The organism is Geodermatophilus saharensis (assembly GCF_900188205.1).
In the GTDB taxonomy this organism is placed as follows: Bacteria; Actinomycetota; Actinomycetes; order Mycobacteriales; family Geodermatophilaceae; genus Geodermatophilus; species Geodermatophilus saharensis.
In genome coordinates this window covers 1-12,784 of record NZ_FZOH01000014.1, presented here as the reverse complement: position 1 = coordinate 12,784, position 12,784 = coordinate 1, and the positions used below count along the sequence as shown (strand labels likewise).

The 12,784-nt window shown below is 75.6% G+C and carries 9 protein-coding genes; 8 read left to right on the top strand and 1 reads right to left on the bottom strand.

The features are described 5' to 3' along the window. The first annotated feature begins 151 nt into the window (after positions 1 to 151). The 6 genes from CHC04_RS22990 to CHC04_RS22965 all read left to right on the top strand — a co-directional run bounded on the left by CHC04_RS22990 (position 152) and on the right by CHC04_RS22965 (position 10,337). Entirely contained in the window at positions 152 to 1,714 is a 1,563-nt protein-coding gene (locus tag CHC04_RS22990; protein WP_245817679.1) for an MFS transporter, read from the top strand. Between the two features lie 20 nt (positions 1,715 to 1,734). Next, a complete protein-coding gene (gene nhaA, locus CHC04_RS22985) occupies positions 1,735 to 4,434 on the top strand; it encodes a Na+/H+ antiporter NhaA (protein ID WP_176450160.1) in 2,700 nt (899 codons plus the stop codon). After that, complete coding sequence (locus CHC04_RS22980) at positions 4,431 to 6,125, top strand: NAD(P)/FAD-dependent oxidoreductase (protein ID WP_089406292.1); 1,695 nt, start codon at positions 4,431 to 4,433, stop codon at positions 6,123 to 6,125. Before nhaA ends, CHC04_RS22980 begins: the two co-directional genes overlap by 4 nt. Then, positions 6,122 to 7,585, top strand: a complete 1,464-nt coding sequence (locus CHC04_RS22975) for an ATP-binding protein (protein ID WP_089406291.1) — start codon at positions 6,122 to 6,124, stop codon at positions 7,583 to 7,585. The genes CHC04_RS22980 and CHC04_RS22975 overlap by 4 nt, the downstream gene beginning before the upstream one ends. Before the next feature lie 75 nt (positions 7,586 to 7,660). Continuing rightward, positions 7,661 to 7,933, top strand: a complete 273-nt coding sequence (locus CHC04_RS22970; protein WP_089406290.1) for a UBP-type zinc finger domain-containing protein — start codon at positions 7,661 to 7,663, stop codon at positions 7,931 to 7,933. A gap of 154 nt (positions 7,934 to 8,087) precedes the next feature. Further along, on the top strand, positions 8,088 to 10,337 hold the full coding sequence (locus CHC04_RS22965; protein WP_089406289.1) for a putative bifunctional diguanylate cyclase/phosphodiesterase: 2,250 nt from the start codon (positions 8,088 to 8,090) through the stop codon (positions 10,335 to 10,337). 58 nt (positions 10,338 to 10,395) lie between these two features. On the opposite strand, the gene CHC04_RS24415 is transcribed toward CHC04_RS22965, so the two are convergent. Then, complete coding sequence (locus CHC04_RS24415; protein ID WP_089406288.1) at positions 10,396 to 10,986, bottom strand: hypothetical protein; 591 nt, start codon at positions 10,984 to 10,986, stop codon at positions 10,396 to 10,398. A 124-nt stretch (positions 10,987 to 11,110) separates the two neighbouring features. Here CHC04_RS24415 and CHC04_RS22955 point away from each other — a divergent pair, with 124 nt between their 5' ends. Together CHC04_RS22955 and CHC04_RS22950 are read left to right on the top strand one after the other, a co-directional pair. Further along, positions 11,111 to 11,668: a GNAT family N-acetyltransferase gene (locus tag CHC04_RS22955; protein WP_089406287.1), complete on the top strand. Its 558-nt coding sequence runs from the start codon at positions 11,111 to 11,113 to the stop codon at positions 11,666 to 11,668. Between the two features lie 131 nt (positions 11,669 to 11,799). Then, positions 11,800 to 12,784: IS481 family transposase (locus CHC04_RS22950; protein WP_089406313.1), on the top strand; the 985-nt coding region annotated here is incomplete at its 3' end.

Below are 12,784 nucleotides of genomic sequence, written 5' to 3'. Positions count from 1 at the left end.
GACCTGGGGCGGGTCGGCGCGGGACGATGCCTCACCGCTATCGGTCCCGCTATTGGACAGTCCCCGGCCGTGTACCCAGGCTCCGGAGGCAACGCCAAGGAGGCTCGAGTGCCGCGACGAGCTCGCCGGTGTCAGATCCGCACGGTCCCCGGTGTCGGCTGACCGCCGGCCGGCCGCGGCCGCCGGTCCGGCGGTGCCCGAGTCCGGCGGGCTGCGCATGGGGACCCCCCGGGCCCGGTGGGTGCTGCTGACGACGGTGCTCGGCTCCAGCCTGGCGATGCTCGACGCCACCGTGGTGAACGTGGCGCTGGAGCGCATCGGGGCCGACCTCGGCGCCGGCTTCAGCGGCCTGCAGTGGACGGTGAACGCCTACACGCTCACCCTCGCCTCGCTGATCCTGCTCGGCGGCTCCCTCAGCGACCGGCTGGGCCGCCGGCGGGTGTTCGTCGTCGGCGTGGTCTGGTTCGCCGCGGCGTCGCTGCTGTGCGGGCTCGCGGTGAACGTGGAGATGCTCATCGCCGCCCGCGCCCTGCAGGGGGTCGGGGGAGCGCTGCTGACCCCCGGCAGCCTGGCCATCATCTCGGCGTCCTTCGCCGGGGAGGACCGCGCCGCCGCGGTCGGCGCCTGGTCCGGGCTCGGCGGGGTCGCCGGGGCGGTCGGGCCGTTCCTCGGCGGCTGGCTGGTGGAGTGGAGCTGGCGGGCGGTCTTCCTCGTCAACCTGCCGGTCGCCGTCGTCATCGTCGCCGTCGCCGCCCGGCACGTGCCCGAGACCCGCGATCCCGACGCCGCCGCGCGCCTGGACTGGACGGGGACGGCGCTGGTCGTCGTCGGCCTCGGCGGGCTGACCTACGCGCTGACCGCCGCCGGCGGGACCGGCCGCGAGGTCGAGGTCGCCGTCTGGGGCGCCGTTGGCGTGCTCGCGCTGGTGGCCTTCGCCGTCGTCCAGCGGCGCTCGGCGCACCCGCTGGTGCCGCCGGTGCTGTTCGGCAACGCCCAGTTCACCGCGGCCAACGTGGTCACGCTGCTGGTCTACGCGCCGCTCGGGGTGGTGTTCGTGCTGCTGGTGCTGCAGCTGCAGGTCGTGTCCGGCTACAGCCCGCTGCTCGCGGGGACCGCGCTGCTGCCGGTCACCGTGCTCATGCTCCTGTTCTCGGCCCGGGTCGGGGCGCTCGCCCAGCGGATCGGGCCGCGGCTGCTCATGACGGCCGGGCCCCTGTTGTCGGCGGCCGGGCTGCTGCTCCTGCGGGAGGTCGGGCCGACCGCGACCTATGTCCTCGACGTGCTCCCCGGCGCCCTGCTGTTCGGCGCCGGCCTGACCCTGCTGGTCGCGCCGCTCACCGCGACCGTGCTCGACTCCGCCGAGGACCGCTTCGCCGGGGTCGCCTCGGGCGTCAACAACGCCGTCGCCCGCGCCGCCGGCCTGCTGGCCGTCGCGGTCGTCCCCGTCGCGGCGGGGATCTCCGGGGACGACTACACCGACCCGGCGGCGTTCGGGTCCGGCTTCCGGACGGCGATGCTCATCTGCGCGGGGCTGCTGGTCGTCGGCGCGCTGGTGGCCGCGGCGACCGTGCGCCGCCCGCTGGCCCGCTCCGACGGCGGACCGGAGCCGGGCGGGGGGCGGCTGCACGTGGAGGAGTGCCGGCACTGCGACGTCGACGGCCCCCGGCTGCACCCGCGCGGGCCGGTCGGCGTCCCCGGGGACGGCGCCCGGTGAGCGCGGGCAGCGTCCCGGGCGTGGCGGCCGACGCGCGGGAGCCGATGGGGCAGTCGGCCCCCGGCGGGCGGGGGCTGCTCGCCCGCGTCGCGCCGCTGCGGCGCTCGCTGCGCACCGAGGCGGGCGGCGCCGGGCTGCTGCTGGTGGCCACCCTCGCCGCGCTCGCGTGGGCCAACTCCCCCATGGGGGACAGCTACGCGACCTTCTGGCACACCGAGTTCGCCTTCCGGGTGGGCGAGACCGAGCTGTCCCTGAGCCTGCAGCACTGGGTCAACGACGGGCTCATGGTGTTCTTCTTCTTCGTCGTCGGCCTGGAGATCAAGCGCGAGCTGGTCATCGGCGACCTCACCGACCGGCGCCGCGCCGCGGTGCCGGCGCTGGCCGCGGTGACCGGGCTGGTGGTGCCGGCGCTGGTCTACGTCGTCTTCAACCTCGGCGACGAGGCGGTCGCGGCGTGGGGGGTGGTGATCTCCACCGACACCGCCTTCCTGCTCGGCGTGCTGGCGCTGGTGGGCCCGGCCTGCCCGGCCCAGCTGCGGCTGTTCCTGCTGACGCTGGCCATCGCCGACGACGTCGGGGCGCTCAGCGTGATCGCGCTCTTCTACACCGAGGACCTGCGGCTGACCCCGCTGGCCATCGCGGTGCTCGGGCTGGGCCTGATGATCGGGCTGCGGTACCTGCACGTGTGGCGCGGGCCGGCCTACCTCGTGCTCGGCCTGGCCGTGTGGGTGGCCATGCACGAGTCCGGGGTGCACCCCACCCTCGCCGGGGTCGTCATCGCGCTGTTCACCCCCGCCTACGCGGCCCGGCGCGAGGAGGTCGCCGACGCCGCGCGGCTGATGCGGGCCTACCAGCAGTCGCCCAACCCCCAGTTCGCCCGGGCGGCGCGGCTGTCGATCGACCGGTCGGTGTCGGCCAGCGAGCGACTGCAGGCGCTGTGGCAGCCGTGGACCAGCTTCGTCATCGTGCCGGTGTTCGCGCTGGCGAACGCCGGCGTCTCCCTCACGGGGGAGACGCTGCGCGACGCGGCGTCCTCACCGGTGACCATCGGCGTGGTCGCCGGCCTGGTGCTCGGCAAGCTCGTCGGCATCCTGCTCGGCACCGGCCTGGCGGTCCGGCTGGGGCTCGGCCGGCTGGCCCCGGGTCTCACCGGGATGCAGCTGGCTGGCGGCGCCGCGCTGTCGGGCATCGGCTTCACCATCTCGCTGTTCATCGTCGACCTGGCCTTCGACGAGGGACAGGAGCGCAGCGCCGACCAGGCCCGCGTCGGCGTGCTGGCGGCGTCGGTGCTCGCCGCGCTGCTGGGCTGGGCGCTGTTCCGCCTCGCCGACCGCCGCCGCCCGTCCGGCACCACCCGGCCGGTGCTGCTCGACCCGCCGGTCGACCCGGCCCGCGACCACGTGCGGGGACCGGTCGACGCGCCGCTCACCCTGGTCGAGTACGGCGACTTCGAGTGCCCGTTCTGCGGGCGGGCCACCGGCGCGGTCGAGGAGCTGCGGGAGCGGTTCGGCGACCGGCTGCGCTACGTCTTCCGGCACGTGCCGCTGACCGACGTCCACCCCCACGCCCGGCTGGCCGCCGAGGCCGCGGAGGCCGCCGCCGCCCAGGGCCGCTTCTGGGAGATGCACGACCGGCTCTTCGCCGGGCAGGACCGGCTCGACCCCGGCGACCTGCTCGAGCACGCCGCCGCCGTGGGCCTGGACGTCGTGCGCTTCTCCCGCGACCTCGGCTCCGGCCAGTACGCCCGGCGGGTGGAGCAGGACGTCGAGTCCGCCGAGGCCAGCGGGGTCGAGGGCACCCCGACCTTCTTCGTCGGCGGCCGCCGGCACACCGGGCCCTACGACGCCGACTCGCTGGCCGCCGCGCTGCTGGCCGGCGTCGGCGGGGAGGACGCGCTGCCGATGGCGCCGCGGGAGGAGCCCGGGAGCCCGGTGCTGCCGGTGCTGGGCCCGCGGCGCCGGGAACCGGACGCGGTGTCCCTGACGCGGGCGGCGCCGCTGCCGGCCGACCTCGAGGAGACACCCGACCGGCAGGGGGCCTACCCGCTGCTGACCGACGAGCAGCTGGCCCTCCTGGAGCGCCACGGGACCCGCCGCACGTGGGCGCCGGGGGAGACGCTGTTCCGCGAGGGCGACCCCGGCTACGACTTCCAGGTCGTCCTGTCCGGCACCGTCGCGGTCGTCGAGCACCACGGCCACCCCGACCAGCGGGTCGTCTCGGTGCACGGCGCGCGGCGCTTCCTCGGCGAGCTCGACCTGTTCAGCGACCGCCCGGTGTTCCTCACCGCCGTCGTCCTGCAGCAGGCCGAGGTGGTCACCGTCCCCGACGCGCAGGTGCGTGCGGCGTTCGCCGAGGACCACGCGCTCAAGGAGACGGTGCTGCGCGCCTTCCTCATCCGCCGCTCCCTCCTGCTCGCCCTCGCCGCCGACGTGCGCATCGTCGGCACCGGCTCGTCACCGGAGACCGAGCGGCTCCGTCGCGTCGCCGAGGAGCGGGGGCTCAGCGCCGTCGTCGTCGACGTCGAGGACGAGGACGACGTCACCGAGCTGCTGGCCGACCTCGACGTCACCGAGGGCGATCTGCCCGTGGTCGTGTGGCGCTCCGAACGCGTCCTGCGCCACCCCACCGAGGCCGACCTCGCCGCGCTCGCCGTGTCCTCCGGCACGGGCGCCACCGCCGCGTCGGCCGACGCACGACCACCAGCCCAGGAGGCCACATGACCGAGCTCCCCGGCACGTCCGGCCGGACCGCCGGCAAGGCCCTGCCGGTCCTGCTCACCGTCGACGACGACCCCGGGGTCTCCCGCGCCGTCGCCCGTGACCTGCGCCGGCGCTACGGCGGTGAGTACCGCGTCGTGCGCGCCTCCTCCGGCGACGAGGCGCTCACCGCGCTGCGCGAGCTCAAGCTGCGCGGGGACCCGGTGGCGGCGCTGCTGGCCGACTACCGGATGCCGCAGATGAACGGCATCGAGTTCCTCGAGCAGGCGATGGACCTGTTCCCCTCGGCCCGGCGGGCGCTGCTGACCGCCTACGCCGACACCGACGCCGCCATCCAGGCGATCAACCTGGTCGACGTCGACCACTACCTGCTCAAGCCGTGGGACCCGCCGGAGGAGAAGCTCTACCCGGTCGTGGACGCCATGGTCGAGACCTGGCTGGCCAGCCCGGACGCGCCGGTGCTCGACGTGCGCATCGTGGGGCACCGCTGGTCGGCGCCGTCCTTCGCCGCCCGGGACTTCCTGGCCCGCAACGCCGTGCCCTACCAGTGGTACAGCGTCGAGGAGCCCGAGGGGCGCCGGCTGCTCGACGCCGCCGGGGCCGGCCCCGACGACCTGCCGGTCGTGGTGCCGCCGGACGGTGAGCCGATGCGGGCGCCCTCCCAGGCGCAGCTCGCCGCCGCCGTCGGGCTCACCGTCGAGCCCAGCACCGACTTCTACGACCTCGTCGTCATCGGCGGTGGCCCGGCCGGGCTGGGCGCGGCGGTCTACGGCGCCTCCGAGGGGCTGCGCACCGTGCTGGTGGAGCGGCAGGCCACCGGCGGGCAGGCCGGGCAGAGCAGCCGGATCGAGAACTACCTCGGCTTCCCCGACGGCGTCTCCGGCGGCGCGCTGGCCGACCGGGCGCGGCGGCAGGCGGCCAGGTTCGGCGCCGAGGTGCTCACCACCCGCAAGGTCGTCCGGCTGGAGGCCCAGGGCTCGGCGCGGGTGGTGCACTTCGCCGACGGCGGCAGCGTCGCCGGGCACGCCGTCGTGCTGGCCACCGGGGTCGCCTACCGGCAGCTGGAGGCCGACGGCGCCGAGGAGTTCACCGGGCGTGGCGTCTACTACGGCTCGGCGCTCACCGAGGCGGCCGCCTGCGCGGACAAGCACGTCTACATCGTGGGCGGGGCCAACTCCGCCGGGCAGTCGGCGGTGTTCTTCTCCCGGCACGCCAGCTGCGTGACGCTGCTGGTCCGCGGGCCATCGCTGGAGGCCTCGATGTCGCACTACCTGATCCAGCAGCTGGCCGCGATCCCCAACGTCGTCGTGCGCACCGGCACCACCGTGGCCGCCGTCCGCGGCGGGGAGCACGTGGAGGAGCTGGACCTGCGTGACGCCACCGGGCGGGTGGAGACCGTCCCGGCCGAGCACCTGTTCGTCTTCATCGGCGCGGCGCCCCGGACCGAGTGGCTCGACGGCGTGCTGGCCCGCGACGCCCGGGGCTTCGTGTGCACCGGCCCCGACCTGCTCCTCGACGGCGCCCGCCCCGCCGGCTGGCGGCTGCACCGCGACCCCTACTTCCTCGAGTCCAGCGTGCCCGGGGTGTTCGTGGCCGGTGACGTGCGCGCCCAGTCGGTGAAGCGGGTGGCCTCCGCGGTGGGGGAGGGCGCCATGGCCGTCACCCTGGTGCACCGGTACCTGGAGGAGCGATGACCACCCTGCCCACGGCGACGACACCTCCGGAGACGACGCCGCACCTGACCCGCGAGCAGCTGCGCGAGCTGTTCCTCTTCGCCGACCTCGACGACGACCAGCTCGACTGGGTGGCGCGCACCGGCGACGTCGTCAGCCACCCGGCCGGCAGCGACGTCTCGGTCGAGGGCCGGCCCGCCGAGTGCTTCTTCGTGCTGCTGTCGGGGACGCTGAGCATGGTCCGCCAGGTCGGCCGCGACGAGGTGGAGACGGTCCGCACCGACCACCCGGGCGTCTACAGCGGCGCGGTGCAGTTCTACCTCGGCGACCAGGTCGAGCAGGTCTACCCCGCGACGGTCCGCGCGGTCACCGACACGACCTTCCTGGCGCTCCCGGCGGCCGAGTTCGCCGCGGTCTTCCGCCGCTGGTACCCGATGGCCGTGCACCTGCTGCAGGGCCTGTTCCTGGGGATCCGCAACTCCGAGGAGCTCGTCGGCCAGCGGGAGCGGCTCCTGGCGCTGGGCAAGCTGTCGGCCGGGCTGACCCACGAACTCAACAACCCCGCCGCGGCGGCGGCCCGGGCCACCGCGGCGCTGCGCGAGCGGGTGGCCGGCATGCGGCACAAGCTCGCGCTGCTGTCGGAGGGCACCATCGACGGCGAGCAGCTGCGCCGGCTCACCGACCTGCAGGAACGCTTCGTCGCGCGCATCGGCACCACCGGCGAGCTGTCGGCGCTGGAGCGGTCCGACCGCGAGGACGAGCTCACCGACTGGCTCGAGGACCACGGCCTGGCCCGGCCCTGGGAGCTGGCGGCGGTGTTCGTGCCGGCGGGACTGGACGTCGAGTGCCTGGACCTGGTCGCCGAGGCCGTGGACGAGGGGTTCCTCGAGCCGGCGCTGCGGTGGCTGTCCTACACCGTGGAGACCGAGATGCTCATCGGCGAGGTGCTGGAGAGCACCAGCCGGATCTCGCACCTGGTCGCGGCGGCCAAGCAGTACTCGCAGATGGACCGCTCGCCGCACCAGATGACCGACCTGCGCGAGGGACTCGACGCCACGCTCGTGGTGCTCAGCGCGAAGATCCCGCCCGGCGTCCGGGTGGTGAAGGACTACGCCCCGGACCTGCCGCTGGTGCCGGCCTACGCCGCCGAGCTCAACCAGGTGTGGACCAACCTGATCGACAACGCCCTCGACGCCATGGGCGGGTCCGGGACGCTGACCCTGAGCACCGCCCGCGAGGGCGACTCCGCCGTCGTCGGGGTCGCCGACACCGGCCCCGGCATCCCCGAGGAGGTGCGCCGCCGGGTGTTCGAGCCGTTCTTCACCACCAAGCCGGTGGGCCAGGGGACCGGACTCGGCCTCGACGTCGCATGGCGGATCGTCACCAACCGGCACGGCGGGGTGCTCAAGGTCCGCTCCAGCCCCGGGGACACCCGGTTCGTCGTGCGGCTGCCGCTGTCGGAGGTCGCCGCGGCGGGGTGAGCGCGGGCCCGTCCATGCGCCCCGGCGATCGCCACGGGCATTGGACGGACGGCCCGCGGGGAGCAGACTCCTGGCATGGCCGTGTGCACGCACCTCGACCAGGTCGACCCCGCCGTCTCCCCGGACAGCACGGAGGGCTGCACCGACTGCCTGCGGGAGGGCAGCTCCTGGGTGCACCTGCGGGAGTGCCTGTCCTGCGGGCACGTGGCCTGCTGCGACAGCTCGCCCCGCCGGCACGCCACCGCCCACTCCCGCAGCTCGGGGCACCCGATCGTGCGCTCGTTCGAGCCCGGCGAGTCGTGGTGGTGGTGCTACCCCGACCAGCTGCTGGTCGGGCCGCGCGCCTGACCGGACGTCGCACCGCGAACCCCGAGGGAGGCACGCCCGCCCCCGAGGGGTGAAGGCCGTCCGCCGGGCCTCCAGCCGACCCGGGCCACGAGCCGACACGGGTCGGGACGGCACCGCGGAACCCTCGCGGGCCGACGATCCCCTGGAGGCTCCCGTGACCGCTCTGCTGCACGACGCGCTGGGCCGTGGTGGACCGAGCCTCGTCCGCCGGACCAGGGCACTGTTCCTGCTGCTGGCCCTGGCGTCGCTGGCCGTCGCGGTCGCCGGCTCGCTGCCCGGCTCGCCCGCCCCGGCCGCCGGCCTGCTGCTCGCCTCGGCGGTCGTCATGGTCCTGGCCTGGGTCCACCGCTACCGCCACGGGGACGAGGTCACCCGGCTGTGCTGGCTGGAGTGCCTGGCCGCCGCAGCCTTCCTGCTCGCCTGCTCCTACCCGGTCACCGGCGTCGGCGTCCTCATGGCGCTGGTGTGGTTCCGGGCCCTCTACGGCACCACGCTGCACGTCGCCTGCTACGGGATCGGCATGTCGGCGGCCGTCGCGGTCGCGGTGCTCCTGTGGGACCGCGTGCCCTGGCACACCGGCGCCGTCCCGGCCGCGGTGCTCGCGGCCGCGCTGCCCGGCGTGGTCCTGACCACCGTCGTGGCGCGCCACCTGGCGGTGGGCGTGGTCGAGCGCGACCGGGCCCACCGGTGCGGCACCGTCCTCGCCGAGCTGGCCGCCGACCTGCTGGCGGCCGACGACCTCGACCACGTCGTCGAGGCCGGGTGGCGGGCGCTCGGGGACCTCTGCCGCGTCGTGCCCGGTGGCCGGGCGGTCGCCGTCGGCACCGGCGACCTCGTCGTCGGCCGGGTCGGGGAGTTCGCGTCCGTGCCGGAGGTCCTCGCCGTCCCCGGCACCGCGGTGCTGAGCGGGTCACCGGTCGAGGACCCCGCCGTGCTCGACGCGGTGGCCGGCACCCCGGCACGGTGGTGGGCCTTCCCGCACCGCGGCCTGCCGGGCCGCTTCTACCTGGGTGCCCCCGGCGGGCTCCCCGACGACGTGGTCGCCGCCGCCGCCCGGCTGCGGGACAAGATGGCCCTGGCCATCAGCAGCGTCACCCGCCAGCAGGAGCTGGTCGTGCAGGCCTCCACCGACCCGCTGACCGGCCTGCCCAACCGCACGGCGTTCACCGCCGCGCTGGCCGAGACCGTCGCCGCCCTGCGCCCGGACGGCGAGCCCGCGTGGATGCTGTTCGTCGACCTCGACGACTTCAAGACCGTCAACGACAACCGCGGGCACGGCACCGGCGACCGGCTGCTCCGGGCCATCGCCGGGCGGCTGTCGGCGTCCATCCGCGACGGCGACCTGTTCGCGCGGCTCGGCGGCGACGAGTTCGCCGTGCTGCTGCCGCGGGCGAGCGAGCAGACCGCCGTCGACGTCGCCGAGCGGCTGGTCGAGCTCTCCGGCGTGCCCGTGGAGCTCGACGGGCGGCCGGCGCAGGTCGGTGCCAGCGTCGGGATCGCGTGCGCCCGCCCGGGCCTCACCGCCGAGCAGGTCGTGCAGCACGCCGACCTGGCGATGTACGCCGCCAAGCGCCACGGCAAGGGCCGGGTGCACCGGTTCACCCCCGACCTGCTGGCCGCCGACGACGACGCCACGCTCGCCGCGGAGCTGCGCGTCGCCCTCGCCGAGGGGCAGCTCGAGGTGCTCTACCAGCCGATCGTGGCCACCGCCGACGGCCGCTGCACCGCCGTGGAGGCGCTGGTCCGCTGGCGGCACCCCGAGCGGGGCCTGCTCTCGCCGGCCACCTTCCTCGGCGTCGCCGAGGCCCGCGGGCTGATCGTCCCGGTGGGCGCGCACGTGCTCGCCCGGGCGTGCACCGACGTCGCCTCCTGGTACGACGCCGGGCACCCCGTCGCCGTGCACGTCAACGCCTCGGCCGCCCAGCTGTCCGCGCCGGGCGCGGTCGCCGACGTCATCCGCAACCTCGTCGAGCACGGGCTGGCCGCCGACCGGCTGGTCATCGAGGTCACCGAGTCCTCCGCGCTGGACACCCCCGCCGTGCGCGCCGCGCTGCAGGAGCTCGACGCCCTCGGCGTCCGGATCGCCATCGACGACTTCGGCACCGGGTACGCGGCGCTGACCGCGCTGCGCGAGCTGCCCGTCGACGTCGTCAAGATCGACAAGTCGTTCGTGACCGGCGCCGCCACCTCGGTCGCCGACGAGGCCGTCGTCTACGCGATCGTGGAGATGGCCCACCGGCTGGGTCTGGAGACCGTGGCCGAGGGCGTGGAGACCCCGGAGCAGGAGCACTTCGCCGGCGCCGTCGGGGCGACCAGCGTCCAGGGCTACCTGCACGGCCGGCCCATGACGGCGGCCGACCTCACCGCCTGGCTCGCCGCCCGCTCGCCGGTGCCGGTGGGGTAGCCGGCCCGCGGCGGCGGCGTCCTGGTGAGGACGGCGCCGCCGCGGCCGCCCGGGCGGCTCAGTCGCCGGCGGGCCGGTCCGGTGCGGTGCCGTCCCGGTCCGGACCGCCGGGGCCGCGGCCCCCGATCTCGCTCTCCACGCGGTCGGTGACCCGCTGCTCCAGGTCGGCCAGCCGCTCGTCGGCCTCCTCCTGGGGAAGGCGCCCGTCGGTGACGGCCTGCGCGATCCGCTCCTGCTCCGCGGCGACCAGCGCCTGCACCAGCGTGTCGACGGCCACGTCCTGGTCCTCGGCGACCTGCGCGAGCGTCGCGCCGTCGGCCTCCAGCGCGGTGCGGAGGTCGTCCTCGCCCGTGCCGAGGGCCTCGGCGGCCGTCGCCGGGTCCGGGCCCCTCCCGCCGTGCCCTCCGCCGGGCCCCAGGTCCGCCTCGCCCAGGGTGGTGGCCACCTCGTCGGCCTGCTCCTGGGTGAGCGAACCGTCGTCGACGAGGTCGGCCGGCGCGTCCCGGATGCGCTCCACCCGGGACGACCGGGCGTCCCCGGTGTCGTCGGTGTCGGCCACGGCGGGCACGGCCACGGCGGGCACGGCCACGGCCGGGCCGGAGAGGGTCAGCGCACCGGTGGTGGCGGCGATGACGAGCTCCTCGCGCACGTGTACTCCCCGTCCCGGGTCGGCGTCTCCGACCGTCGCCCCGCCCTCCGGGGACACGCTGTCAAGGCACTGTGAGCGGAGAGTGACGTCCCTGTGGGTGCGCGGTGCCGGAGGATGACCGGCCGTGGACCCGGTCGCGCTCGACGTCGGCGCCCTGCACCTGCGGCCCTGGCGGGAGGACGACGTCGACGAGGTGCTGGCCGTCCAGCAGGACGAGGCCATCCGGCGGTGGTCGGGCGGCGTGACGACGCGGGACGGGGCGGTGGCCCTGCTGCAGCGCCTCGCGGGGCAGCCGGGCCGCATCTCGTGGGCGGTCACCGACGCCGCCACCGGCCGGCTGCTCGGCTCGGTGTCGGTGCACTCGGTCAACGGGGTGCAGGGCACCGCGCAGATCGGCTACTGGGTCGCCGCGGCCGCCCGTGGGCGCTCGGTCGCCCCCCGCGCCGTGGACGCGGCCTGCCGGTGGGCCTTCGCGACCGTGCCGCTGGAGCGGGTCGAGCTCTACCACGCCGTCGAGAACACCGCCTCCGGCCGGGTGGCGCGGAAGGCCGGCTTCACCCTCGAGGGGCGGCTGCGGTCGTCGTACCGCTACGGCGACGGGCTCCGGCACGACGAGCTGCTCTGGGGACGCCTCGCCGGTGACCCCGCCCCGGACCTCCCCGTCCCCGGCGTGCCCCGCTAGCTGTACTGACCGGAGACGTTGGTCGCGGGCGTGTGACCACGGGATCTGATTGACGGATCTTGTGAGGGAGGACCTCCGGGCGTGGAGTGGAGCTGCTGAAGGCGACCACTGCCACGACACCGGAGGTCCTCGTGCTCCACGCTAATGCCGCGCTGACTCCGCGCCAGCGGCTGCGGATGGCCCGGCTCATCGTCGAGGAGAAGTGGCCGGCGACGCGGGCCGCCGAGCGCTTCGGTGTCTCGGCGACCACCGCCCGGCGCTGGGCCGACCGCTACCGCGCCGAGGGCACCGCCGGCATGACCGACCGCTCCAGCCGCCCGCACTCCAGCCCGGCCAAGACCGACCCAGCGAGGACGAAGCGGATCGTGTCACTGCGGTTGCGCAAGCGCTGGGGCGCGCACCGGCTGGCCGCCGAGACCGGCGTGGCGCCCTCCACCGCCGGCGCGGTGTTACGCCGCTGCGGCGTCAGCCGGCTGTCCCGGCTCGAGCGCCGCGAGCAGGCGCCGGTCCGCTACGAACACCTCGCACCCGGCGAGTTGCTGCACGCCGATGTGAAGAAGCTGGGCAACATTCCCGCCGGCGGCGGCTGGCGCTTTGTGGGTCAGCGGGCCGGCAAGGCCAACCGGCACCTCGATGGCGGCCGCGCCCGCAACCGCTACCGCAACCCGCTGATGGGCCACGGCTTCATCCACGTCGTCCTCGACGACCACTCCCGCACCGCCTACGCCGAGATCTGCGAGGACGAGACCGGTCCGACCGCCGCCGGCGTGCTGCACCGAGCGGTGGCCTGGTTCGCCGCCCGCGGGGTCACCGCCCGCCGGGTGCTCACCGACAACGGCGGCTGCTACCGCAGCCACGATTGGATCACCGCCTGCAGCCAGCTGCGCCTCACGCCCAAGCGCACCCGGCCCTACCGGCCGCAGACCAACGGCAAGGTCGAACGCTTTCACCGCACCATGACCGCCGAGTGGGCCTTCGCCCAGCTGTTCATCAGCGAGGCCGACCGCCGGGCGGCCTTTCCTGGTTGGCTGCACACCTACAACCACCATCGGCCCCACACCGGCATCGGCGGCCACCCGCCCATCAGCCGCCTGACCAACCTCCCCGGTCAGTACA